At 34.4% G+C, this 26,382-nt stretch carries 23 protein-coding genes; 11 read left to right on the top strand and 12 right to left on the bottom strand.

All coding sequences use genetic code 11. From position 1 onward, the window contains the following. Positions 1-172: 172 nt before the first annotated feature. Positions 173-496: a DUF6660 family protein gene (locus AC3ITQ_RS10565; RefSeq protein WP_366046699.1), complete on the bottom strand. Its 324-nt coding sequence runs from the start codon at positions 494-496 to the stop codon at positions 173-175. A 304-nt stretch (positions 497-800) separates the two neighbouring features. On the opposite strand from AC3ITQ_RS10565, the gene AC3ITQ_RS10560 reads away from it, so the two are divergent. The 3 genes from AC3ITQ_RS10560 to AC3ITQ_RS10550 are packed head-to-tail and all read left to right on the top strand — an operon-like array spanning position 801 to position 3,643. Beyond that, a complete protein-coding gene (locus tag AC3ITQ_RS10560) occupies positions 801-1,970 on the top strand; it encodes a di-heme oxidoredictase family protein (RefSeq protein ID WP_395433569.1) in 1,170 nt (389 codons plus the stop codon). A gap of 3 nt (positions 1,971-1,973) precedes the next feature. Next, a complete protein-coding gene (locus tag AC3ITQ_RS10555; RefSeq protein ID WP_291286666.1) occupies positions 1,974-2,414 on the top strand; it encodes a Rieske (2Fe-2S) protein in 441 nt (146 codons plus the stop codon). After that, positions 2,411-3,643, top strand: a complete 1,233-nt coding sequence (locus tag AC3ITQ_RS10550; RefSeq protein ID WP_291286665.1) for a hypothetical protein — start codon at positions 2,411-2,413, stop codon at positions 3,641-3,643. The genes AC3ITQ_RS10555 and AC3ITQ_RS10550 overlap by 4 nt, the downstream gene beginning before the upstream one ends. 74 nt (positions 3,644-3,717) lie before the next feature. On the opposite strand, the gene AC3ITQ_RS10545 is transcribed toward AC3ITQ_RS10550, so the two are convergent. From AC3ITQ_RS10545 to AC3ITQ_RS10535, 3 genes are all read right to left on the bottom strand, one after another. Next, a complete protein-coding gene (locus AC3ITQ_RS10545) occupies positions 3,718-3,885 on the bottom strand; it encodes a heme-binding domain-containing protein (protein WP_291286664.1) in 168 nt (55 codons plus the stop codon). A 307-nt stretch (positions 3,886-4,192) separates the two neighbouring features. Next, positions 4,193-4,810 (bottom strand): heavy metal-binding domain-containing protein, encoded by a 618-nt coding sequence (locus tag AC3ITQ_RS10540; RefSeq protein ID WP_291286663.1) that lies wholly within the window; start codon positions 4,808-4,810, stop codon positions 4,193-4,195. A gap of 8 nt (positions 4,811-4,818) precedes the next feature. Continuing rightward, the gene (locus AC3ITQ_RS10535; RefSeq protein ID WP_291286662.1) at positions 4,819-5,259 is read right to left on the bottom strand and encodes a DUF3347 domain-containing protein; all 441 of its coding nucleotides are present in this window, start codon (positions 5,257-5,259) and stop codon (positions 4,819-4,821) included. A 106-nt stretch (positions 5,260-5,365) separates the two neighbouring features. On the opposite strand from AC3ITQ_RS10535, the gene AC3ITQ_RS10530 reads away from it, so the two are divergent. The 8 genes from AC3ITQ_RS10530 to AC3ITQ_RS10495 all read left to right on the top strand — a co-directional run bounded on the left by AC3ITQ_RS10530 (position 5,366) and on the right by AC3ITQ_RS10495 (position 10,491). Beyond that, positions 5,366-5,698: an ArsR/SmtB family transcription factor gene (locus AC3ITQ_RS10530; RefSeq protein WP_291286661.1), complete on the top strand. Its 333-nt coding sequence runs from the start codon at positions 5,366-5,368 to the stop codon at positions 5,696-5,698. A gap of 10 nt (positions 5,699-5,708) precedes the next feature. Continuing rightward, positions 5,709-6,194 (top strand): GNAT family N-acetyltransferase, encoded by a 486-nt coding sequence (locus AC3ITQ_RS10525; RefSeq protein ID WP_291286660.1) that lies wholly within the window; start codon positions 5,709-5,711, stop codon positions 6,192-6,194. A gap of 93 nt (positions 6,195-6,287) precedes the next feature. Next, positions 6,288-6,761: a DUF6428 family protein gene (locus AC3ITQ_RS10520; protein WP_291286659.1), complete on the top strand. Its 474-nt coding sequence runs from the start codon at positions 6,288-6,290 to the stop codon at positions 6,759-6,761. A 45-nt stretch (positions 6,762-6,806) separates the two neighbouring features. Beyond that, positions 6,807-7,421, top strand: coding sequence for an arsenate-mycothiol transferase ArsC (locus tag AC3ITQ_RS10515; protein WP_291286658.1), 615 nt, complete (start codon positions 6,807-6,809; stop codon positions 7,419-7,421). 2 nt (positions 7,422-7,423) lie between these two features. After that, positions 7,424-8,500: an ACR3 family arsenite efflux transporter gene (gene arsB / locus AC3ITQ_RS10510; protein WP_291286657.1), complete on the top strand. Its 1,077-nt coding sequence runs from the start codon at positions 7,424-7,426 to the stop codon at positions 8,498-8,500. A gap of 20 nt (positions 8,501-8,520) precedes the next feature. Further along, the gene (locus tag AC3ITQ_RS10505; RefSeq protein ID WP_476019350.1) at positions 8,521-9,255 is read left to right on the top strand and encodes a metallophosphoesterase family protein; all 735 of its coding nucleotides are present in this window, start codon (positions 8,521-8,523) and stop codon (positions 9,253-9,255) included. 138 nt (positions 9,256-9,393) lie between these two features. Further along, positions 9,394-9,855 carry a Crp/Fnr family transcriptional regulator gene (locus tag AC3ITQ_RS10500; protein ID WP_489238639.1) on the top strand — a complete coding sequence of 154 codons (462 nt, stop codon included), beginning with the start codon at positions 9,394-9,396 and terminating at the stop codon, positions 9,853-9,855. Between the two features lie 63 nt (positions 9,856-9,918). Beyond that, on the top strand, positions 9,919-10,491 hold the full coding sequence (locus AC3ITQ_RS10495) for a hypothetical protein (RefSeq protein WP_291286654.1): 573 nt from the start codon (positions 9,919-9,921) through the stop codon (positions 10,489-10,491). 514 nt (positions 10,492-11,005) lie between these two features. On the opposite strand, the gene AC3ITQ_RS10490 is transcribed toward AC3ITQ_RS10495, so the two are convergent. The 8 genes from AC3ITQ_RS10490 to AC3ITQ_RS10455 all read right to left on the bottom strand — a co-directional run bounded on the left by AC3ITQ_RS10490 (position 11,006) and on the right by AC3ITQ_RS10455 (position 25,953). Then, the gene (locus tag AC3ITQ_RS10490; RefSeq protein WP_291286653.1) at positions 11,006-11,437 is read right to left on the bottom strand and encodes a hypothetical protein; all 432 of its coding nucleotides are present in this window, start codon (positions 11,435-11,437) and stop codon (positions 11,006-11,008) included. A 1,169-nt stretch (positions 11,438-12,606) separates the two neighbouring features. Continuing rightward, positions 12,607-12,774: a hypothetical protein gene (locus AC3ITQ_RS10485; RefSeq protein ID WP_489238637.1), complete on the bottom strand. Its 168-nt coding sequence runs from the start codon at positions 12,772-12,774 to the stop codon at positions 12,607-12,609. Positions 12,775-12,896: 122 nt separating this feature from the next. Beyond that, positions 12,897-13,595, bottom strand: a complete 699-nt coding sequence (locus AC3ITQ_RS10480) for a DUF1826 domain-containing protein (RefSeq protein ID WP_489238635.1) — start codon at positions 13,593-13,595, stop codon at positions 12,897-12,899. A 260-nt stretch (positions 13,596-13,855) separates the two neighbouring features. Beyond that, positions 13,856-14,410 carry a porin family protein gene (locus AC3ITQ_RS10475; RefSeq protein WP_489238633.1) on the bottom strand — a complete coding sequence of 185 codons (555 nt, stop codon included), beginning with the start codon at positions 14,408-14,410 and terminating at the stop codon, positions 13,856-13,858. A 371-nt stretch (positions 14,411-14,781) separates the two neighbouring features. Next, positions 14,782-15,291 carry a DUF3575 domain-containing protein gene (locus AC3ITQ_RS10470; protein WP_489238631.1) on the bottom strand — a complete coding sequence of 170 codons (510 nt, stop codon included), beginning with the start codon at positions 15,289-15,291 and terminating at the stop codon, positions 14,782-14,784. A 119-nt stretch (positions 15,292-15,410) separates the two neighbouring features. Further along, the gene (locus AC3ITQ_RS10465; RefSeq protein WP_489238629.1) at positions 15,411-16,547 is read right to left on the bottom strand and encodes a helix-turn-helix domain-containing protein; all 1,137 of its coding nucleotides are present in this window, start codon (positions 16,545-16,547) and stop codon (positions 15,411-15,413) included. A 340-nt stretch (positions 16,548-16,887) separates the two neighbouring features. Then, positions 16,888-18,045 (bottom strand): type IX secretion system outer membrane channel protein PorV, encoded by a 1,158-nt coding sequence (gene porV, locus AC3ITQ_RS10460; protein WP_489238627.1) that lies wholly within the window; start codon positions 18,043-18,045, stop codon positions 16,888-16,890. A 141-nt stretch (positions 18,046-18,186) separates the two neighbouring features. Beyond that, positions 18,187-25,953: a S8 family serine peptidase gene (locus AC3ITQ_RS10455; protein WP_489238625.1), complete on the bottom strand. Its 7,767-nt coding sequence runs from the start codon at positions 25,951-25,953 to the stop codon at positions 18,187-18,189. Positions 25,954-26,382: the final 429 nt, after the last annotated feature.

Below are 26,382 nucleotides of genomic sequence, written 5' to 3'. Positions count from 1 at the left end.
AAATAGAATTAAGGCAAATAAAAATATATAAGCTTCTTGATAAAGCTCAATATTAAATTTTGCCAAAGGCTGGAAATATTACAATGAATTAAAAATCAGCTAAAGTAGCTTTGCTTTTATTTGTGAGCAATCACAATCTGACCCGGATCTCGAAGTGTCGGGACGGACTTTATTATACTATCTGAGGAGGCTGCCAAATACTTCCGAAGAAATTGGAAGTAAAAATTGATTTATAGGTAGGCAATTGTATGTTAATTCTTTTAAAAGGTATTGGAAAGTCAATAAGTACCTGCGACAAATTTACCATTTGCAAGCCGCAGCAGCTGCAGATACAAAACGGCGAACATAAATCAAGCTTATTGTTATGAGAATGATCATCATCATGGCTGAAACTGGATTCTGTTACAGTACGCGAAACAGCTGCTTTCATATCTGCACATGGCATACACGAAAGTACTAACAAGATAATTGATAATATGGTATTTGTAAGTTTCAACTTTGCAAAAGTAAGTTTTTTTTTTTAAATCCCTGATAATTATTCAAGATGAATACTAAAACATTACATTATCCTTTTCATTATCGCACGTAAATAAGATCAGCAGACAAAGGTTTCTGCGGCAATTTTTTCTTTTTTTATTTTTATATATGTGGTTTTGTCATTTGACTTTTATTATTTACAAAATATAAAATATTGTGCCTTAAAATATTTTAAGAAAAACAATATTATTCTAAATATTTTTTTAGCTTTGTCTAAAAATTAAACCATGTGTTATTTAAATATTTTTTTAAGAAAATCTTTCTTGCTGCTAATCTTATGTTTCTCACTATTATCTTGTGATACAACTTATGTTGAAATACCCGCTGATGACCAACTACTGGACGGTCCAGTCGATGGTTTGTCTTATTCTGAAGCTGCGCAGTTCTTAAGAGGTGATGCAGCTGTAAACGAAGTTTTTACACGCGAAACAGGCCTGGGACCAACATTTGTTGGAACGAGCTGTATAATTTGCCATGCGGGTGATGGAAAAGGACATTTATTTACCACCCTTACCCGCTTTGGACAAATCAATGAGACTGGAAATCTGTTTTTAAATCAAGGAGCCCCACAGCTCCAAAACAGGGCACTTCCGGGTTTTTTACCCGAACAAATTCCAGCCGGGGCAACATTCTCCAAATTTACCCCGCCGGCATTTACAGGACTGGGTTTTCTGCAATATGTTTCAGATGCGGATCTCGTAGCAATGGCAGATCCTGACGATAGTGATGGTGATGGCATTTCAGGGGCTGTAAATTGGATTACTATACCCAATTATTCCATTCCAGCCCCCACGGCAATAATCCAAAACGGTAAATACATTGGGAGATACGGAAAAAAAGCATCCGCCTTTGATTTGCTGCATCAGACAGTTAACGCCTACAATCAGGACATGGGAATAGCATCCTTTTACAATCCCATAGACCATTATTCTAATTTAGAGATTGATCCTGAGATTCCAACTTCCAAAGTCAACGATGTTGTTTTTTACCTAAGTACCTTAAAAGCCCCAATTCAGCGCAATCAGAATGATGCCGGTGTTATCCGCGGTAAAAACATATTTGCTCAAATTAATTGTGCGGCTTGTCATAAAAGTGAGCTCAAGACAAGTTATGCTCCTGTAAACTCCCTTTCTTATAAAACTTTTGCCCCTTACACTGACTTGCTTTTGCATGATATGGGAAGTGCATTAGACGATGGTTATACAGAAGGAAGCGCCAAAACCTACGAATGGCGGACACCGCCACTTTGGGGAATCGGCCTTTCAGAAAATTCACAGGGAGGAAACTTATTTCTGATGCATGACGGCCGTGCAAAAACCATTGAGCAGGCCATAACATTGCATGGCGGCGAGGCGCAGCAAAGCAGAAATGCATTTGAAAAACTTTCCACACAAGACAAAGAAGCTTTACTGAAATTTATAAAATCATTATAATCAATGGATCGAAAACAATTTTTAAAAACATGCGGTTTTGGATGCCTGGCAGCATTAACCGGAGCAACTTTATTACAAAGCTGTGCTTCTTCCCAGATTCTATCAAGAGAGATCAAAGACTCTGATCTTTTAGTTCCCGTTTCTGATTTTATAATACAAAAGGGAACAAAAACAGAATTCAAAAAATACATCATCATTCAAAATGAAATATTAAAAGCCCCGATTTGCGTGTATCGATTTAGTGCAGAGGATTATTGCGCCATGTTTATGCTGTGCACGCATCAGGGCGCAGAATTACAGGTTTTTGGAGATAAACTCCAATGCCCTGCGCATGGAAGCGAGTTTAGCAGCAGAGGGGTTTTAGAAAATGGGCCTGCTGAGAGAGATCTTAGAAAATTTCCAATAGCAATTGAAAACAACTTCCTGAAAATATCCCTGAAATGAGAATAAAACCAACTTATATATTCCTTTTTACACTTCTTTTTAATTTAACTTCTTTTGCGCAAATTGATCCCAGTTTACTTAAAAGAATACCTAAAGATACTGTAAAAAACATCTTAAACATGGATGCCCTGTACAACAGACCGGCATTGAATGCAAACAAAACACCAATTTCTATTGGTGGGTATCTTGAAATAAACTGGCAGAAACTGACCACGGACGGAGTATCGGAAGGCCATCAGTTTCAAGCCAGAAGACTGTCTGTTTTCATCTCATCAGCTATTAGCAAAAGAGTAAAGTTTTTAAGTGAAATTGAATTTGAAGATGGAGGCAAAGAGATTGCAATCGAATTTGCATCTGTAGATGTTGAATTTGATCCTCTGGTCAATTTAAGGGCCGGAATAATTTTGAATCCGATTGGCTCCTTCAATCAAAATCATGACGGGCCTAAATGGGAATTTACCGACCGCCCAATTTCATCTACCCAGATGCTGCCCGCCACCTTTAGTAATGCCGGAGTGGGGCTTTTTGGGAAAAAATACACAAAAAACTGGATGTTTGGCTATGAAGCCTATTTATCAGGGAGTTTCGATAATTCTATAATTGAGAACACCCAGAATAAAACTTTCCTGCCCGCGGCAAAAAACAACCCCGAAAGATTTGAGGAAATAAATAGCGGTGAGCCCTTATTTACTGGAAAAATAGCCCTTCGAAACAGTAAAATAGGCGAACTGGGAATTTCATATATGGGAGGGATTTATAACAAATTTCAGGATGACGGAATTGTTGTTGACCAAAAAAGACGGGTAGCTGTTTTCGCCCTGGATTTTAACACGACACTGCCAAAAATCAAAACCTTTATCACTACAGAATTTGCCTGGATTTATGTTGATGTACCCCAGACCTACTCCCAGCAATTTGGAAACAAACAAAGGGGGGGCTTTATAGATATTGTACAGCCCATCCTGAGAAAAACAATGCTGGGATGGGAAAAAGCAACCGTAAGCATCGCCTGCAGATTGGAATACGTGGATTGGAATGTGGGAAAATTTAAAGAAACCGCAGGCAATATTGGTGAAGATCTATGGAGTATAATGCCCGCCATTAGTTTTAGGCCCACCTCTCAGACCGTAATCCGCCTAAACTATCGCTATTTAAAACAAAGGGACATTTTTTCTAATCCGCCATCCATTACGGATGGGTTTAATATGGGAATATCAACTTATTTTTAAGCTGTACATAATTAAATAAAAAGCCTGTAGATTTAAAGGTATTTTGTTCACTTTTACCTGCTTTATAATTCAGTCTAATTTATTTCCTTGTTTTCGTTTCTAATAATCTCCCACTCACTAAAATTCAAATCCTTCTTCCCCTGGGGAATATGGCTTTCCATGAAAAGTCGTGCAGGCTGAATGTAGAAATACCGCGGATACTGGGTGTTATTGCTATGGCAGTAATAGCAGGAAGTCTGCAAGATTGATTCGATATTTACAGGAATTTGATAGACTTTAGAAATATGGATTGATAAAACCTGTCCGTAATCGGAATTTAGGACAGGCTAATAGAATTGCATCAGCAGAAAGATAATTAACCCAATAAAAAGAATCTTTCTGATGAATTGTTTCATTATAGAATGTTTTTTTTATTGATCCGCAGTTGCTCTTTTTTGATCTATAATAGGGTTTTGTGATCTCTTTTATTTCACTGATCCATAGAGCTCGTTTGCCATAGGGCAGTAATCCTTTATTGCTGCCATTGACAGCATTTTCGTTATTAGATTCCTATTTTTTATCCGATCCTTTTTCAATCATTTCCATTCCGCATTTTGTACATTTCCCTTGAGTTTCAGAAACCGATCCGTCCATAGGACAAACATATTTTGTCACCGTTTTACTCATAGCCTGACTTCCTTTTTGGGCATGGGTATCTATTTTTTCAGTGACTTTTACCATTTCCATTCCGCATTTGGAACATACACCGGGTTGGTCTGAAGTTGCCCCATCCTTCGCGCAGACATATTTTGTCACGGTTTTACTCATAGGCTGGCTTCCTTTTTGAGCATGGGTGTCTATTTTTTCGGTAACTTTTACCATCTTCATGGCACATTTAGAGCAGTCCCCTGTTTGATCAGAAGTTGAACCGTCCATGGGACACACATATTTTGTCACCGTTTTGCTCATAGGCTGACTTCCTTTTTGAGCATTAGTATCTATCTTTTGAGTCGTTTTTGTTAATTTCATGCCACATTTTGGACATAATCCAGAACTTGGGTTCATCGCCTCAGGATGTGAAGGGCAGATATAAACTATTTTTTGCTCCTCATTTTTTGCAGCTGTTTGTGCTGTTGCGGTTAAATTAAATGCAAAAAATGCATTTAATATGATAAGTATTGCTTTCATCTTTTTTTCTATTTAATTATTTCTACAGTTTTACCACAACCCAGCATTTGGGAACCGTAGTAAGGATTTTTAATTGTGTTCTCTTTGCTCAGCCAGTTTGTCTTTTGCATCGGGCAGTATTGGTAATAAACGGCTTCTGAAGTTTTTATCAGGGTATACATATTTTTAGACAAAGGATTGAAAAATTCACGGTGCTTTTTAATATCCTGTGTAGCTGAAATACTATTAGCTTGTTGACTCATATCTTTGGATACTTTCATCCAGACCATATGTTCTTCTGTTTTTAGCGTTTCCATTTTTACGGAAGATATTGCGGTCAATAATTCTTTTGAGGCTGACGCGGCAGCTTTACCATCTGTTTTTACCAGTGCATCTTTCAATAGGAAATAATTATCGAAAACCGCTTTGAGCTGCTCTTTATCTCTTTTTGCTAGAGTTTCTACAAACAATTGCTTTATTTTAGACTATTAAAACAAATTGACCTAAAATAAAAAATACTATAAAGGCTTATTATTTTAAATATATATCGTAATATTGCAATATAAATATAAAACGATGGGAGCTACAAAAACAGATCACTTTACAGATAATCAAAACGAATTAGCAATTTTAGCTAAAGCTTTAGGACATCCTGCACGTATAGCAATTATGGAATATCTGTTAAAGGTAGACACTTGCATTTGCGGAGATATAGTTAACGAATTACCTCTCTCTCAGCCAACGGTTTCACAACATCTTAAGGAACTTAAAAATGCTGGCTTAATAAAAGGAAGTATTGATGGTAACTCTATTTGTTACTGTATTAATGAACCAGGATTAGAAAAAATAAAAGGCTTTTTCGAACATATTACAGCTCATCTTGAAAAAAAGAGAAACGAATGTTGCTAATCTCATAAATATGAAAATCAGAAAACTATTGGATACCGATTGGCAGCAGGTTAGATTAATTTATGAAAAAGGCATAAATACCGGAAACGCTACTTTTCAGACCACTACACCAACTTGGGAAGACTGGAATAATTCGCATCTTGCTACTTGTAGAATTGTTGCTGAAAGTGATGATTTGCTTACAGGTTGGGCAGCACTTACTCCTGTTTCTTCACGATGTGTTTATGCGGGTGTAGCCGAGGTAAGCGTATACGTTGACACTGAACATTCCGGCAATGGAATAGGTCTTGCACTTTTAAATGAGCTTGTTCATCTGAGTGAAGCCGAAGGTATATGGACTTTACAGGCCGGTATATTTCCTGAAAACGCAGCAAGTCTGCGCATCCATGAGAAAGCTGGATTTAGAATATTAGGCATTCGCGAAAAAATAGGGAAACAAAATGGAATCTGGAGAGATACTGTACTTCTGGAAAGACGAAGCGAATTGATTAAATAATTACAAATAATATAAAAGCATAGATAAATCAATTTTTGCTCATGCTTTTGCTATATAAGGATAAAAGATACAAATTTTTAAAATACATAAATTATGAAACTTTCAGAAATTAAAAAAGTACTTAATACAGTTGAGGCTGTAAATTTTGAACTGCCAAACGGAACTTTTGTGCCGGAATATTTTCACGTAACAGAAGTTGGTTTGATCACTAAAAATTTTATTGACTGCGGTGGGGTAGTCAGAAAAGAAACGGTTGTGAATTTTCAGCTTTGGGATGCCAATGATTATGAACACAGACTAAAACCTCAAAAATTAATTCACATCATTGAACTTTCTGAAAAGGTTTTAGGGATTGAAGATCATGAGATTGAAGTAGAATATCAGGACACCACAATTGGCAAATACGATTTAGATTTTAATGGTAAGAATTTCATTTTATTAAATAAACAGACGGCGTGTCTGGCTCAGGATCAATGCGGAATCCCATCAGATAAATCTAAGATAAAATTATCCGAATTAAATGCTGACAGTACAAATTCATGCACACCTAGCGCAGGCTGTTGTTAATTTTTAAACTATAATCTAAATATTTATTTTCAATACAGAAAAACTATGTTATTTACAGAAATAAAAAACACGATTAATTCATTTGATTTTAATCAAATCTCCGCAGAACGTAAAACTATCCTGCAGCCATTAGTGGATTACATCCAAAACAAAGCAGAAAATAAACAAGAGATTAGACTTAATTTAATCTGTACACACAATTCCAGAAGAAGTCATTTATCTCAAGTCTGGGCACAGACTGCCGCTGCAAACTATGATATAAAAAATGTTTCATGCTATTCGGGAGGTACTGAAGCTACTGCCTTATTTCCTATGATTGCCGAAACTCTGCAGCATTCAGGATTTAAAGTAAAAAGTCTTTCAGAGGGTAAAAATCCCGTTTATTCAATAAAATACTCATCGAATGAACTTCCTGTAATCGGGTTTTCTAAAGCTTATGATGACGATTTTAATCCTGAGAGCGAATTTGTTGCTATTATGACCTGTTCACAAGCCGATGGAGGATGTCCATTTATTGCAGGCGCAGAAAAACGCATACCAATTACTTTTGAAGATCCAAAAGTATCCGATAATACTCCACAACAAAAACAAGTATATCAAGAGCGTAGTCTTCAAATCGGAACTGAAATGTTTTATGTATTCTCACAAATCAAACAATAAAAATGTCAGCAAATAACTGTGCCCCCGTTGCGGAGCGAAAGAAATTAGGTTTCCTTAATAGATTTTTAACCCTGTGGATTTTCCTCGCTATGGCTCTTGGTGTAGTAATAGGTTATTTTATTCCGTCTAGTGGAAATTTCATCAACTCCTTTTCAAGTGGAACAACAAACATTCCCTTGGCTATTGGACTTATTCTTATGATGTATCCCCCCTTGGCAAAAGTAAAATACGAGCAAATGGGACAGGTTTTTAGAAACACTAAAATTTTAGGTGCTTCATTGTTTCTAAATTGGATTGTTGGACCAATTTTAATGTTTTCTTTAGCCCTGCTTTTTTTAAATGGTTATCCAGAATATATGATCGGTGTCATTCTAATTGGATTGGCGCGCTGTATTGCCATGGTAGTAGTTTGGAATGATTTGGCAGATGGAAACAGAGAATATGCAGCAGGTCTTATTGCACTTAATAGTATTTTTCAGGTTTTACTCTACAGTGTCTACGCTTATCTCTTTATTACCGTTCTGCCTCCATATTTTGGTTACAATGGGTTTGAAGTTAACATAAGTATTGCTCAGATTGCCGAGAGTGTTGGGATATATTTGGGAATTCCTTTTGCATTAGGAATAATCAGCCGATATGTTCTAATTGCACTAAGAGGTTCAGAATGGTTTGAAACTAAATACGTACCTTTTATTTCACCAATTACACTTATTTCATTGCTCTTTACAATTATAGTAATGTTCAGTCTTAAAGGCGAGCTGATTGTTCAAATCCCTATGGATGTTGTACGCATCGCTGTTCCACTAGTAATTTACTTTACTTTAATGTTTATTATAAGCTTTTTCGTTGGAAAATATTTTGGTGCTGATTATTCAAAAGCTACTGCTATAGCTTTTACCGCTACTGGAAATAACTTTGAGCTAGCCATTGCAGTAGCAATTGGTGTATTTGGAATAAACAGCGGTCAGGCATTTGCGGGAGTTATAGGGCCTTTAGTTGAAGTGCCTGCACTTATTGCATTAGTTAATGTTGCTTTCTGGTTCAGAAAAAAGTATTATAAAAAACCAGTTACCAGCTAATAATTGTTTTAATAGTGCATATGAGAATTGCAATAATATCAGATATACATGCCAATTTTCCGGCATTAGAACAAACTTTGAAAAGCATTGAAGAGCAGAATATTGACGCTGTTTACTGTTTAGGAGATTTAGTAGGTTACAATCTATGTCCCAATGCGGTAATCAATGAAATCCGTAAAAGACATATTCCTACACTTGCGGGAAACCATGATGTAAAAGCTGTAGATATAGACAATGAAGGATACAACGACTCAGAAAGTTATGCTTATCAAATTGTTGGTAAAGAGCAGATAAAATATCTTTCTGCTCTGCCTGATCATATTAAATTGGAATATCAAGCAGCTGATAAGCTAATCAAGATTTTAATGGTACATGGCAGTCCCTATAGTAATAAGGAATATCTACTTGAGGATAAAAAAGAAAATGATTATACTAATATCTTCCTTGACTGTTGTGTTGACATAATTATCTGCGGACATTCGCACAAGCCGTATCATCGTATTATGGAAAACCCTAATAAGAAAGGCAGTTATTTCCATGCTATAAACGCGGGATCAGTAGGCAAGCCTAAAGATGGAAATCCCAAATGCTGTTATGCGGTAATAACTATCGACAAAAGCAGTAATTTCTCAAGAAAAGATGGTGTAAAAGTCGATTTTATCAGAGTTGGCTATGATATCGAAAAAACAGCCCAAGCCATTGAAGAAAGTCCACTGCCAAACGTTTACGCACTTATGCTTAGAAAAGCATATTAAGAGTTGTCATAATAAAATCATTTATGGAAAGTTTTAATTTTTTTTTTAAATAGTATTACTCCTATAAGCAATCAGGAATTTGAAAATTACAGCCAATATTTTAAAAGCCATCGTTTACCCAAAAACAGCTATTTTGCATTGCAGGGTAAAATATGTCAAGAGGTAGCTTTTATAAAGAAAGGAACATTAAGAACTTATTATACTAATGAAAAATCCGAGGAAATAACCTCTTGTTTCTGTACGGAAAATAACTTAACAACATCATATAAAAGTTTTGTTTCCCAGCAGCCTTCAGACCTATCAATTCAGGCTATTGAAGATACTGAGCTTTTGGTTATTACCTACGCGGATCTACAAAATCTGTATAGGCAAAGTAATTTTTGGCAGAATATAGGAAGAGTAATTGCAGAAAGACAATACATGGTAATGGAACAGTATGCCAGTGTTTTGTGCAATGAAACCGCAAAAGAAAAATATTTACGACTGCTAAAAGAACATCCATCAATTCTAAACAAAGGATCCATAAATGATATTGCCACTTATCTAGGAGTAACCCGCAGGACACTTAGCCGGATTCGAAAAGAAATTACTGTAAATTGAGGACATTTGTCCTTTTAATGATAATTACCAGCTGCTACTTTTGCTTTAAAATTAATTAAACAAATGGAAACAGCAATTATCATTACCACAGTTTTACTTTTACTCTTTTCAGTTCTGGCTCTCTACGACGGATTTTATCTTCACATATTAAAATATAAGCTTCATAACAATTCCGAAAGTAAAACAGAGCATTACACACATACAATTAGGGCAATATTCTTTCCTTTAATTTTGTACTTTTTATTCTCAAATCAAGACTGTAATATAAGTTTTGTAATAGGTCTAATCATTGTAACTCTTGATATTCTAGTTATGGCGATCGATGCCTTCATAGAAAAAGACAGTAGAAAATTTATGGGCGGGCTGCCACGATGGGAATATATTCTTCATCTTTTTGTCAATGGATTTCATTTTGCATCAATTGCAGTTTTCCTGTCTATTAAACTACACTATGAAAATAATCAAATGGCAATTTTATCTAATATTGTTCAATATCAAAACTATAAAATATTCCATACTATCGTTATTAATCTTTTGCCTGGTGCAATTTTGATTGCTCTGGTGCACTTGCTTTTATGTATTCCAAAAACAAGAACTCATTGGAATAACTTAAGAAATAAAATTCAATGCTGTTAGTTTATATAATCTTCTTTTAGCTATAAAAAAGTAATATCCATTCTCATTAGAAAGAACTTAAACGAGCCTCTAAAACTCGCACCAGTGGTGCGAGTTTTAAATTGAATGAATATAAATCAGTATATTTAAGCCTTACTGTCAAACGTTGAAAAATCAAATGCTTTTACTTCTAAACCTCTGTGAGCTTGCTTAAAATATGGAAATTTTGAAATAAAAGGTTTGAATTTTCACCAAAGTATTCACAGTATACTTTATCCTTTAACTTATTAATCAATAATTCAGTAAATATTTATATGGGTAATTTCTCGGTCAATAATTGACACACATTTATTTACTTCTTATCTGTGATATTGTGTTAATTTCATACCTTTGAAGTTAAGTGTTCCTATAGGCGACCGTTACTTAACCTTGTATTTACTGGATAATTCATAAAGTCATCGAACCCTCTTTCTCCACATAAAGACAAATAAAGGTACTGTCTTTTGTTTTTTATGTGATAATTATTTTATAGTTGTTACATTCTAAATCCTCTTTTTTGAGAAGAAAGTTTTTGTTGAGAAAATACTGAAACCTGAGCAATGGCTTCCTTTAATGTCGGAATTGAACTTATTGAAGGGTTTTTTAGTTCCGATTTTTTCAAAAGTTGTCCGTATCGGTCTTTACTTGTAATTTCCATTTTTTGTATATCAAAACCGTCGTTTTCTTGTCTTACCCAAAAATTGCATACAATACTCGGATTATCATCTCCTGACCATTGTAGATAAGTCGATAGTAAAAAGTTTCCGTCTCTATCAGATCTTTCTTTACCATTGTTACAGGCTTCCATATATTCGGTAATGCTTTCTTTCAACTTTCCCGGATAGGCTACTTGTGTTTGAAAGTAACCATTAAAGCCTTTGTCTATGAGAATTTTTTCGAATGCTTCTAAATCAGGTAACTGTTTCATAATTTTAAATTTTAGTTATTTACTAGATATCCTTAAACTCAAGGGGATTTATATTCCATACAATTAGATGTGCTTTGTATCAACCCCATGTAGGCTAGTTGAAACTTTTTATAAACTCCGGCAATCAAATAATTTCATTATTAAACCTCTGTCAACTCGCTTAAAACTTGAAAATCTTCAAATAAAAGGTTCGAATTTTGTACCAAGGAGTTCACATCTTGGTACAAGTCAGAAAGCATCTGATTTATCCTTTTTTTTACTATCTAGAGTCTAATAAAATAACAGCTGTAATCGAAGAGCTTCATTTATTTAGGTGATTCAACGTTCCATTCCTTCAGAAGTGAGCTTTTCTGGAAAAATTGAACCAATTATATTTCTCTTAGTTCCATTGTTTCTTCTTCATATAAAGTTGCAGTTATGAAATGAATAATCACTTTTTAGTAATAAATAGTTACTTGACTTTATTACGTTCAAATCTTATAGTTAAACTGTTAGTAGTTTATTTATTAGACGATTGATATTTATTTTATACTAAATGGGTTATGAAGTACCGAATGTAGTGTACACCCAAAACAAAGTTGATACACCTAATTTCTAAATATCAGTTAAGCATCATTAATACTAACAAATCTTTATAAAACAGATATTGGAATACTCATTTAAAAGATATTCCATATATTTACATCGTAATAATTTAATACGCTGTAAGTTAAGTGACCCTATAGGTGACCCTTGATTAAATAATATATCACAATCCTTGTCTTTGCTGGAATTGACATAAAATCAGCGGAACCTCTTTCTCCGCAAAAAGCACCTCAATGAGGTGCTTTTTACATTTTAGTACTTTTCCTTACTTTGCAAAATGTAGTTAAGACGAATCAAGTCATAAATCTGAGGAGCAGTAAAATTTACACATCCTAAAAATATCACAGACACTATTAAACTTTTGAAATTCATTCTTCCTGATCTTTTTTTAGTAGATCACTTTGAGATGGTTTTTACTAATAATTCTAAATAAACTTTAAATCTGTATTTTGAGAAAAAAGGTTAGTCAGAGGAAGAGTTCACAAAAAAAAGGAACAGAAAATTGATTCCTACTCCTTTTCATTAACAGTTAAGTCCAGAAAGACTTTTTATTTTCAGGCGTTTTTTCATAAAAACTGTAATTATTACAGTTTTACCGTTAATCCAATTCCAGGAGAGAATCCAGAAACATTACCGCCGGCAATCTCGACATAAACACCCCATTTATTGTTCCAAAACCAGCGTCCGCCAAATTGAAGACCAAGGTTAATATCACTTTCATCAACGGATATCTCCCTTTTCTTTTGTAACATGTTCCCTTTATTTAAAATTTCAAGTTTCTTTAGTCCTTAAGATATTGGTTTATTAGCAAATGAATTCAGTTTTTAAGGATTTTAAAAAAAAATCCGCCACTGAATTATCTCAACAATTTCCTTTAACAAATCAACAATAACCGATATTCTCCTTCATTTTCTAATGGCGCTCTATGAATGCAAGGTAATACTTGTTGTTTTGGGTGATCGACAGCCAGCCTCCAAAGATGTCCTACCCCTAAATTAGTCGGTTCTACATTTGCATGTACCTGATAATGTAAATCAAAATAATTCTCCTTCAAAAAGATTTCAAATTCTTCCGATGGTCCATTATGCAACTCTTTTAGCTTTGCCCGGATTTCGGGAATTAATATTTTTTGCTCAGCCTCCGAATTAGAAATAATATCACTTGCTGCTCCATGATAGGTACATAAAAAAGTGTCTGTTGCAATAGGCGAACGATCAACATGAAACGAGTACACATCAGTGGATATGAAATCAAATTCATCATCACGCTCATAACACTTTACTAAATTAAGAGAGGGCGAAGCGCCAAAATCAGTTAATAATTCTAAATCATTTAAAATTATATTCCTTGCTATATTCCCTTTTTCGGATAGTTGAAGCGCGATTAGATCTTCAGGAGAAACTTCCGTTATATTTTCCTTTAAACATAGTTGGCATACAATCTCGTTAAAATCGCCATCCAAATTTCTGTACCAGCATAACGCATTTATTTCTCCCCTGAAATCGGTATTCACAAGGTCAGAGAAAGTAGATACCATACCAATTTGACTACTGGCAGAAAAGATATTACTCATAGTATAATATTAAGAGACTAGTTACTTCATGTATTACAAAAATATATAATAGTATCTAGTTACGGTATTTTTATGGCTTTAAACTTTTGGAGTTGTTGCCTTTTTCTTTCATAAAAAGCTAAGATGTTTCTAGTATTTATAGCAATATTTATGGTCTAATCACAGAACCAATATGGATCATAAAAAAACCTTATTCAAAAAAGAATAAGTTTTTTTTAGTTTAATTATTTACATTTTTTAAGTGATGAAATTATTAAGTTTTAGAAAAAGAAATAACCCACAGATAATTGAAGTACTCCGTTTTTATTTTTAGCGGAATAACCCTCTACATTATTAATATCAGTTAATCCCAGATTATATCTTACACCAAAATTAAGACCGTTTTCAAGTTTATAGCCTAAACCAAAATTAACACCAAAATCAACAGTATTAAACGAATCTTTTACATCTGTTTTCTCATTTTTAGCAGCAAGTAAAAAACCTATTTGCGGTCCGGCTTCAACGCTCAATCCTTTTGTTACATAATATTTTCCCATTAAAGGAACATTCAGATAACTTAAGGCAATTGTATTATCATTGAAACTATACCCCTGCCCGGAATACATTAATTCAGGTTGAAAAGAAAACTTATCTGAAATAGGAATTTCTGATAAAACACCAAAATTAAATGATGTTACAGCATCGATACCATTGGTATTATCTCCGCTGATAGTTGCAAAGTTTAAACCTCCTTTGGCACCAAATTTAATCTCTTGGGCAGTAACATTTGCAAATCCTAAAACTGTAACAACAGCTAGTAATAAAATTTTTTTCATAAAAAGTAATTTGAATTATTTGAATCCAAAATTCGTTTAAGAAAAATTAGAAAAGGTTTCAAAAGCTTAAAATTGTACAAATTGGTACCTATTTGCTGGTATTTTTATATTTATTTGGTATTTGACCAGTAACTTTTAAATGTTTTATAAAAAGTTGTTTTGAAACCCAGATTCTAATTCGTCGATTGGCGCGTTGCCCCGTTAACACAAAGTTGTTTCAGGTTAGTTATCCAAAATAAAAAAGCTCCAGATTTCTCTGAAACTTTGTCTTAGTAGCGGGAAGCATTAAAATAGCTAACCAATTTATGGATGATTTTTAAAAAGTTGCAATAAGAATTTGACTTCTTTTTTACATTGATTCATACGTTTTGTTAAAATCGATATCCAGCACTCAGTCCAAATTTTGCAACAATAGTATGATCTGTTTTATCTGCATTGAATAATAGACCCCCATAACCAACATTCGCTTCAAAAAGAAATCCGCTTTTACTGACCCATTTCCAGCCTCCACCAGCACCGAAAGCAAAATCAATAACATCTGGATTTTCAGTATATATAGAATGATCTTCTGAAGCGTATATTTTTTTGCCATCTATTGAAGTCAGCATTCCAAATCCTTCAACAAACCAGCCTGATGCATATTTTTTACCGAAATATCTTCTGTAATACGGAGATATTGAATAATTTAGATCATTTTCATTCTTTGTATTGTCAAACACATAATAAAAAGAAAGTCCTAATGACGAATTATGATTTAAATGTCTTTCGTAACCAACCTGAAAAGATTGCCATAAAGGAGCAAGAGCATTTAATTTAATTTCATTATTTTTCTGATAAGGATCAGTTTCATTTTGAGCATTGACAGAATGAAAGGCAAACAAAATGATCAGTAGTAAAAAGTTTTTTTTTCATAAAAGGTGATTTGAATTATTTTAATTCAAAATTCATATAAGAAAAATTAGAAAAGGTTTCAAAAGCTTAAAATTGTATAAATTGATACCTATTTACTTGTATTTTTAAACTCATTAGGTGTCTGGCCTGTAACTTTTTTAAAGGCTTTATAAAAAGTGGTTTTTGAAGTAAACCCAGATTCTAATCCCATCGTCAATAAATTGTAGTTTTCATATTCCGAATTTGAGATCATTTCCTTGACAGCTTCAACCCGATAGTTATTTATGTAATTGGCAAAGTTGTCTCCTGTGATCGTATTTACAATTTGTGAAACATAGCCCGCGCTTATGCCTAGTTTTTCAGCAACTTTTTCTCTGTTTAATGTACTGTCAGTATAAATGTGCTGCTCTTTACAGAGAAGCTCCAGTTTTTGAAAATAAAGATTATCTGCCGTGATAGGCTCCCTATATTCTTGTAACGTACTATTGTCTACAATTTGAAGATTGCTATACGAAAGAGTTAAATCTGTATTTAGAAAATTATAAACAGCATCTTTGTTTTTGGCCAGTTTGTATTTGTAAATACCTATATAGGCTGTCCAGTGAATTAAGAATGTTGCAGATAAAGCCAAAATACTCATAGTAGAAGAAAGATCAAATGGAATAAATAAGCTGGCCAGATAGATAATAAGAAAAGCGAATAACAATGAAGTAACAATTGTTAATAAGGTAATTATCCATTTTTTTTCCTGTGTATCTTTTAAATATTTTATCATAAAATAAGAGTAAAGCGACAGGAATGGAATGAAGGTAATGGCTAAGAAAAGATGGATCAAACCAAGTATTTCGATGAGACCAATGCCTGACTCAGGAATAGTATAAATTCCGGCAACATGATCAAGATCTTGTGCAATAGTAAAGACAGCGGAATAGGCAAATGGAATAAAACACAAATATTTTTTTTGTTTGCTTTTTACAGTATCATCGATCCGGTTTATAATAAAAATAAATAGGAAAGCAGGAATTAGAAATACCCACTCGATGTGGTCAATAAAACGAAGAAATGGATAAGGAGTAAAGGCGTCTTCGACCTCAAAAACATGATTCAGTAAAATAATTGAAAGCGTAAATAGTAAGTATGCCAGATATTTATTTGAATTACTATTGAATAAAGAAGACTTTAAAATAATTAAGCCTAAGACTATCCCCTGAAAAACCGCAATATTTAAAAGTGTTGTATATATCAATTTTTTAATATAAAAGTTATTTTTAAGATTTACTTTGGGGTATAATGGTAATTAGTTGTTTTTTAAAACATAGCTTATTTCATACTAATTTATAAAGCGAATTTATATTAATGCTGATGACTTTCTTAAGGGATTAAGAAATGATTAACTAAAATGATTAATAAATTTTTATAAAAAATAATAGAGGTGATCGCTTTTTGCAACAACAGATAAAAGACTTATTCTTCAATTTTAAAAAAATACCCCCAAAATAGTCTGTAACTTTTTGGGGGTATTCATTAAATGAATCTCTTTAGAGATTATATGCTAGAATTTCAAATAAGGAGAAGAATAATCCCTTTTAATTATTTTCGCTTTTTTCCGTTTCATCTATAGGATCTGCAACTTTTTCATCTATGTTAAAAGATAGTGAAAATCGCATTACATTATCTAATGGACCATTTTGCTTAGATGTAGAGCTTAGATATGAAAAATCAAAATTGGCTTTCTTGTATTTAAATCCAGCGCCAAGAGTAAGGTATTTACGATTTCCTTTTTCACTGTTTTCATTAAAATATCCTGTTCTAAAGGCGAACCTTTTTTGGTATGAATACTCCATTCCAAGTGCCCAGGTAACTTCCTTAAACTCTTCACTTAAGCCATCCTGAGCATCGGTAAATGAACTAAACATTCCTTTTACAAAACCTGTCTCCTGATATTGCACATTCGTTTGGTTATCCTGTGGTGAGGGAACCAGCAACTTATTAAACTCTATCGAAGTTGCCAATGTATTATCCTGATCAAAGATAAAATCAAATCCTCCACCCCATTTCAAATTAGCAGGCAAAAAACTTTCAGTTGATGCATCACCATTGTATTTTAATTTTGGTCCAAGATTTGAAACATTAAATCCACCTCTCCAAATACCGTTAAATTTTTTAAAAGCCATTTCCGGCGATTGGTAGAATCCTGAAACATCTACAGCAAATGAACTTGCCGCGCGGGCATCCGGATCAGCTTCCTGAATTTCTAAATTAGAGTGAATATATCTTCCGGCAACGGACATTGCGAAGGTTTCACTTAATTTTAAGGAATAAGATCCATCAAGCGAAAATTCATTTGGCTTCACAATTTGCCCGGGATCATCCTCATTTTGTTTGAATACAGTTTCTCCTAGTCCAAAATATCTTAAACTGAATGCATAGGTACTTCTTTCGTTGATTTTATTGAAGAAGTTTAAATTTAATAAACCAATATCATTCGACAAAGAAGTCATATAGGGCGTATAACTCATTCCTATACCTAGTTTACTTTCAGAAAAAGGATATTTCGCGGCATTCCATTGCTGGGAGTAAACATCAGCTGATGTTGCCACTCCCATATCTCCCATACCAGACGCCCTGGCATCTGCAGAGATTTGTAAAAAAGGAACTCCGGTAACAATCGGCCTAATTTGTTCTTGTGCGAGTAAATTTCCAACTCCAAAGAGAAGTGAAAATAAAAGAATTATTTTTTTCATGTGTATCTGTTAATTATTTTTTTGATTGAAACTACAATATGCCCGCGATACAATTCTAAATGTTTGTAAAGAAGTGGAACGTTCTAAAAAATTAAGATTGTACCGCTAAGCATTTTGTTAATTCATCTTATTTTTACTCCTTTACCTCTTTATAAATTTGAATACTGAAGATGTACCTTCCTTTCCGCTCACATTTAAGAAATAAGCTCCTGGTGGTAACGCACTCAAGTCAAACTGACTATAGGTTTGAAGCTGTACATCAGCAACAGTAAATTTGCGAACAGTTGAACCGTTGAAGGCTACTACTTCTACAACAACATCTCCTGCCCAGCGGCTTGTCCATTTAATATTTATTGCATTTACAACCGGATTAGGGAATATGTTAAGCTCCATAACTTCTGATTGATTTACAATAACCGTTACACGTTGCTCAACACTCGCTCCATAAATATCTGTTGCTGTTAATATTAATTCTGTTTCTCCATTAGAAAGACTTTCAACTGTAAACCCATCTGCAGTTGTTACTACTGATGCAATCGAAGAATCTACCATACTTGCCTGAAAAGTCAACGCATCTCCATCCGGATCACTAAAATATTTATCAAAAGTAAAAGCCTCTTGTACAGATAATCTATTAAACATTATTGATTGTGCACCAAGTGCTAAAGGAGTTTTATTATTTACTACTGCAATTTTTATTTGTTGTACAGTACTTAATCCAAAAATGTCTGTTGCTGTTAAGGTCAATATTGTTTCACCTGCACCATGTGTTTCAATTACAAATTGACCCAACTCCTGGCCTATTGTTACAGAAGCAATATTTTCGTTTGCTACGGTAGCGTTGAATGTCATTTTATCAGCATCCGGATCCGTAAAATAATCCGCGAATTGTCTCACATCAAAATAATTCAATTTAGAATACACTAAATCTTCTGACTTAATAACTATCGGAGCTCTATTGGTTTTTAATACCTTAACTTCTAACGACATTTCTGTTGCTGCACCAAGTTCGTCAGTTGCAGTATACTTCAATGTATATGTTCCGGCAGTTTCATAACCCGGAGTCAGTTTTATTGCCATTTCTCCGGCAGTCACTTCAAATGTTGCCCATGCCGGTGCATTTGGAGATGTAACTGTAATCGCATTGCTTTCTTTATCGGCCAAGCCGATTTTTACCACTACTTCAGAAGCTTCATTAACTACAGTAACTTCTGCAGGCACATTAGAGAAAACTGGAGCTTCATTAATATGTAAAGTAACAGGAACCTGACCAACTGTATTTACAGGATCATTTGTTCTTATCTTTAAAACTGCATGTTGATCTCCACGCGCTCCATTTGCGGCAGTAAAGTCTAACTGAACTTCTTTTTTTCCGCCAGGAGCAACAGTTCCCTCAGTAATTCCATTCATAGTAACCCAGGCATTAGAAGTAAATTTCTCTTCTCCGGCTCTTACCATCCAACCAAAACCAGGATATAAGGCCGCATCCTGCAAATCATACCATTTACCTTCACTATCAACCAGTGTATATCTACCAGGCGTGTTTGTAATATTAGCAACTGCACCTTGTACAAAAGGCAATTCATATGGATAAGTGATCACAACGTAAAAATCTTCATTTGGATAAAGCCCTTTAGGCTCTTTAATAGGTAATGTTACCCATGCCCCATTTTTTCCACCTTCGTAAACATAATCAACAGAACCTTGGTCAATTATTGTTGCATCTGCAACAGAAGAACCACCTGCACGTATTTCGTAAGCAAGAGTTCCTGCTGGTTTATCCATACCAAACATAAAAGTTTGAAAATGTGACAATGTAAAACCATCTTTTCCCGCATTAAAACGTGTTGCTGCCGTAAAAGGCTCGCTACCATCATAACCAAAATGAGTATCTGCAGCAGTATTCTCTTCGTGGGCCAAAACTCTATTAAAAGTAGGATCAGCATATACAGCAGTTCCACCAGTAGGTACAGGGGAAGATCGTACTAAAGAAGCAGCTTTGGCAGTTTTTGCTTTTTTTGCCATTACTTCTGAACGTGAAGTACTACCAACTGCAGCTTTTCTTAGATAATCAATGCTCAATTCATATTTTAAAGTACCTCCTCCATTGCTATTTTCAAAAGTCGCAAATTGTGTATCTGTGTCTGTTAGATAATTAACGACACTTTTAACTTCGTTAGTTTGAACTGCTAAAGATGGCGGTAAGATAACTTCCGCTTTAATTGGAAGCAGCATTTTCGCTACAGTTGCATTGCTTTCAATAACAACATGATCACTTACAGAACCAGCTGCCGTAGGGGCATATGTAATTCTGAATTTAGAGTTTTCACCTGGCAATATCGAAGCATAAGTACCAGCAAGGTCATTTATATTTGCCCAGCTCCAATAACCTCCTCCAAACCAATCTTCAAAAAAGGCATAGGTTTCAATAGTATATTCTGCAGAACCGCTTTCTGTAGAAATAGTAGATATAGTAAGCTTTTCAGCACCTGTATTTTGAACTAAAAATTCTTTAGTATAGCTCATGGCAGGATTAACCATTATTTCGCCATAATTAATTTCTACAAGATTTGAAGCAATAATAGGCGCTCCGGTAACTGTTAAATTAATTGGTTTTTCAAGCCATTCCTTGCCTGGAACATTAGTACGTAATTTTAATTTAGAAGAATACTCTCCTGCATAGATATTACGAGCGTCAATATCAATCTGAGCATTTAAAGTAGTTCCTGCCGGAATTACTAGTTTTTCTGCTGGATTAATTATATAAGCTAAACCTGTTCCGTGATTAACATTTGCGTAATTTGAGATGGCTACAAAATCGGAATGATCACCATTCTGAAGTCCGATAGCAGTTAGATTCGTAGTTTGGTCTATAGTTCCATTCACTTTATATTGAAACTTCATCGTTCCATTTTTATAAAAGATAACTTCAGCCGAAGTTGGATCTCCCAATCCTCCAAAGAAATTAGAAAAATACTCCCATGAAATAATAATCTTTTCCGCATCGCTGTAATAGAAAACACCAACTTCATCTGCCGGATACGTTGTTGTATCAAAGGCAGCAAATGTCCAATAAGGCGCAATTAGTGTTTTAAATAAATCTGTCGGAATCATATCATTCATTGCAGCACTAGCATCTGGCGCATCAAATGTTAACAATCCGGTAGTACCAATTTGAATATCCGAATACTCTTTACCATAAAAATTAATTGGCCATGGCAAAGTCATTTTATGCCAATATTGCTCAGCATCAAATATATCATCAGCTAATGGAAGCTGAGTTCCTGTTTTACGGATATCAATCCATTGATAGTTTGTTCCATCATTAAACATTTCGTAATTATAAGTATAATTCGGAATAATCGATGAAGTAGCTATTGGTAATGAGGCAGTAAGCCAATTTGTTCCTGTTGCCACTACTTCAAGATCAGCTATACCAGTATTCTCAATTTTTAATGGAAATTTGGCAGTTTGACCGTGTTGTAAAGTTGTCGTTAGTGGATTTAAATCCGTAACATTTATACCAGGAGGATCTAATACTTTTCCAGAAAGTGTAATAGTATAACTACCTCCTTTGTTATCTGTAATTCGCAATACATCTGCTAAAGCAGCAACGACGTCTGTAGGCATACTTACATCGTATACTTTACTAAGTCCAGGTGCAATAGTTGCTGCTGTTTCTCCAGTAACCTGAAATTTATTATCGTCTAAAGCAAAGCCCGTTAAGGTTACAGCTGCTGTACCATTGTTTTTAATGCTAAATTTTCTTGACGCAATAGCTCCCTGAAATACATCGCCAAAATTAATCTCTGTATGAGACACAGTAAGTTCAGCTTTTCCTCCACTTGTGATATTAATTTGAATTAAAGGACTTACTTGCATATTTAGTGGATCTGTAGATACAACATTCAAATATCTGTTGATCATACCCTCATGCAAAGCGGCAGTCTCCATAACAACATCCAGCTTCGCAGATTCACCAGGCAATAAAATTCCGCCAGCATTACTTATAGAAGTAATCATGTCTGGTCCCGGATAATCAAATCCTAAAGCCAATCCATTATAAATTTTTGCTGGTTTAGAATAATTGCTAATTAAAATTCCATCTGTCTGTGCATAATCTTCAATCAAAATATTTAGATAAGCCAAATCTTGCTCAGAAAAAGTAATATTATCATAATAAAAACGAATATTACCATCTGCAAATAAAACCATTTGCGCTGTTAGGGTTCCTGAATATCCATCAGAAAGATTTGTGTATTGAACAATTACCTTGTCTGGTTCTACTTTATAATAAACAGCACCACCAGCAGCCAATTCAACAAAAGTCCCTAAAGGCGATATGTATCCTTTAGGCGAATATGGTGCACTACCTAAATCCGGTGCATTAACCGGCCTAATTGTATCATCAAAGGTTGTAAACCCTCTATAACTGATGAAAAGTTTATTCATTTTTTCAGCATAGTAAGGGAAATCAAATCCCATTTCAACAGGATAATATCTGTCAGCCTCTGCTTTAAAATAATTTGTAATATCAGTTCCAGAACCTGAAATATCTTGATATTGATAAGTTAACGGCGAACTCTCTGTTGGATAATTTGTACGATACTTGTACCCGTATTTATGGTAACCGCCTTCCCAAGTTTCACTTGTTCCAGATTGATCGTAAGTTGGAATAAAGTATTTAAGCGCAGCCTGACCTTCGTTTTTAACCGTAACTGAAGCAGTTACCTGATCGCCTAATGCAATATTGTCAATCAATTGTGTCATTGGTTCAACCACTATTTTGGCAGGTTCAGAACTTACTCCAAATAAAATAACTCTTAATGTTTTAGCACTACTAGTAGAGCTCAACGTTAAAAAACCATTGTCGTTTCCTATAGTATTTGGTGTATATTTTACTTTCAGCAGCACTTCACTATCTGCAGCAATTTGATATGGAACTGAACTGATAAGCTCAAAATTCGGATTAGAAATGGCAACCGCAATATTATTAAAATTACCTAATCCTGTATTTTTAACTACGAATTCCATTTCCTTGGAAGTGCCTTTAAAAACACTTGCAAAGTCTAGTTTTTCAACAGACGTAAGAACAGCTTGCTGACCAGATACATTTACAGTAACTGGAAGTCTTAATTCTCTATTTGTTCCATCATTAGATTTTAAAATAGCATTTGCATGATAAGTACCATTTATCAATTGAGATGCATCAGCAGAAAGATTTGCTTTTTGCGTAGTATTTCCGTTTAATTCTCCATTAGAAGGATCTAAAGACAAATATTCTCCTAAGTATTTATTTTGACTGCTCGCAATAGTGAACCAGGCAAAATCATTGCTATCAAGAGCTACGCTTAGAGGTCCCCAAGTTTGTCCAACATCAAACGATATGAAACTATTATCAGAGCCTTCTGCCGAATTTTCATAACCAATAGTTAAAGGATAAAGATTTCCTGCAGGAATATGCATAACCACCCAAAAAGTTTCTCCCTGCTGAAAATACAATTGCTCATCTAATGTAACATACGCATAACCTTGAGCAGCACTCCAAGGTGTATATTCCTGTGCATAAACTAGATTTTCTTTTTTAAGCTGAGTTCCTTTATAAACTTCAAAAACCACAGGACCTAATGCCGGATCTACTTGTAAATAACTCACAATTTGTGTCAGGTTGAAACCATCAGTTTCGCTTACAAAATATTTTGTAGCAGCCGAATTTGGAATATTGATGTCTGTATCCCCAATAAGATCTGTTGGATAATCACAAAAAGTTTTGTTTTGAGGAGTAAATTGAGAAGTTTTAGCAGTTACATCTTTAGATAATGATGCAGCCTTCAACTTCTTTCTACCTACTTTTCCTATAGATACAACTTTTGTTGTTTTCGCAGAAGGATATTTTATATTTGTTGCAGAATATGAAAGAGAGGTTTCTTTATGACGAGCTGAAAACTCCCATCTCAATACACCTTCTCCATTGTTTAAGATTGTCATTTCATGAGCCCCTTTAAAAGAAGTATTGGCATCAACATCAATCACTATATCTTTGCTATTGTCATCAACATTTATTTTTGGCCCATCATTGGTAGTGCCTTCAATTATATTTGACAATTCAGATAAATTATTCCATCTGTCTCCAGAAATCACGGTAAAATAATAATGAGTAAGTCCCAAAAGTCCGTTAACCGAATGTGTTATCGTTTCTCCAGGCAAAGCTGTATTTTTAATAATATCATATTGCGCCGACCCAATATTACTTTTTGTTATAGGCGAAGTACTGTAATAAATACGAAAATCAACAGGTTGCGTATCATCTGTATCTGTTGGAACGGTCCATGATAAATTGGCAAATTCCTGGGCAATTCCCGTTAAGGCTAAATCTGTAATAGCATTTGGTGCAATACCCAGATCATTTTGAATGGCCAAAAATGCATCAATATGACCTGAACCCAGCTTTCCTTTATAATCTGGATTTGGAGTATCAATATCAACAACACCCGTCACCAGTTTCTTTCTAAGAATTTCAGGAGTCATTTGACTTTTTCTATTTGCTAAAGCCAATGCTGCAATACCAGAAACGTGAGGACAAGCCATCGAAGTTCCCTGATAAAAACCATATTGATTTTTTGGCAACGTACTTAAAACTCCATTTTTAGCGCCAAGATCTGTCTCTCCTCCCGGAGCCGCAATATCAACCCAGGTACCATAGTTAGAATAACTGGCTCTTTCCCAATTAGGCCCAATTGAGCTTACGCATAAAGTATTTTCATAGTGACCAGGATACCAATCACCATCTGAGTTACTGTTTCCTGCTGCAAATATTACTATACCACCTTTCATAGGGCTATTTGCGTAATCTCCCGCTTCGGCGATAAAATAATCTATCGCATCTTTAATCGATTCATCAAAATTTCCAGGTGCAGTGTAGCCCCAACTGTTTTGAGAAATTACAGCGCCATTATCAGCTGCATAAATGTAGCTTTCTTCAAAGCTTCCGCCACCTAAAGTTTGTGTCGACATGATCTTAGATCCGTCATTATTTCCACTACCTCCTGCAACCCCTGCAACACCAATATTATTATTATTTACCGCCGCAACTGTACCCGCAACGTGTGTTCCATGAGGTTCAGGGTCTATTTTACCACTATTTTTGTCAAAGTTCCAACCATGAATATCATCTGTGTAACCATTTGCATCATCATCAACTCCGGCAACCCCGTTAAGTTCTGCTAAATTTGTCCAAATATTTGCTTTAAGATCGGGATGCTCTACGTCTACTCCCTGATCATGTATCGAAATAATAATATTCGGGTTCCCTTTGACCACATCCCAGGCTTTAAATAGATTTACATCCGAACCATTTGGATATCCAGTTTGTCCAGTATTATCATAATGCCATTGATCGCCTAGTTTAGGATCATTAAAATAAGAAGCCGCAGAAGCTTTCTTCTTATTAGTGTTAATTTTAACTGCTGTAAAATTATAATCTGACAGTACTTTTTGCTTTTCAGTTTCTGCTGTCTCTACTTCGGCAATTCCTTTATATTTTTGAACTGCTTCTTTGACACTCTGGTTAGCGTCAATATCTACAACATACCACAAATCAAGTTTGTGCTTTCGTAATTTTGCCTCCAATCTGGGATTAGGATTTTCAGGAAACAGCCTTCGCATTTTTTTTGCTCCTACATTTGCAGAAACTTTATCAAAAGCCTGAATTCCTGTAGAAAGTTTTTTCCCTGTAGTAAGATTCATTTTCTTCAAGGTCGGAGCTAACTGTTCTGAAAATTTAATTTTCACAGAACCTTGTTTGATGCCTTCCTTAAAAGTCACTTGTTGACCAAAAGAAAAAACTGACCAAAGCGAAAAAATAAAAAACGATAAAAACCGAATTCCTTTTTTGTAATAATTTGTCATTAAAGTTGTTTTTTGATTAGTTAATAATAATTTAATGTAAAGCGCAATAACCATTCTTTATACTCTTTTTCAAATAATGAAATGTTCCTAAAAAGTTAATTATTGAAGAAAAAAATTAAATCTTTGAGCGCAAGAATATGGAAAATTCAAACAGTTAAGATTTAAAGAATAGTTACATTATATATATAGCTAAAAATCAGTGATTACATTTGTATAACAACAAACACTAACTAACTATTAAACAATATATTAACAAGCACAAAATAATAATTATATACAGTTAAAAAATGGAGATCTAAAGGGTTAAAACCCTTAATTTATAATATAATATTTACTAAAAAAATCCTATTAAAAATCAAAATACGAGCTTAGGGTAAATATATAGAACTAAAGATGTGAAAGTTGCCTTGGTAGAAAAATGACCATAAA

It is taken from the genome of Flavobacterium sp. KH_001, assembly GCF_057840745.1.
Note: the sequence above shows the minus strand (reverse complement) of the source record. Positions and strands in the feature narration are given on the sequence as shown.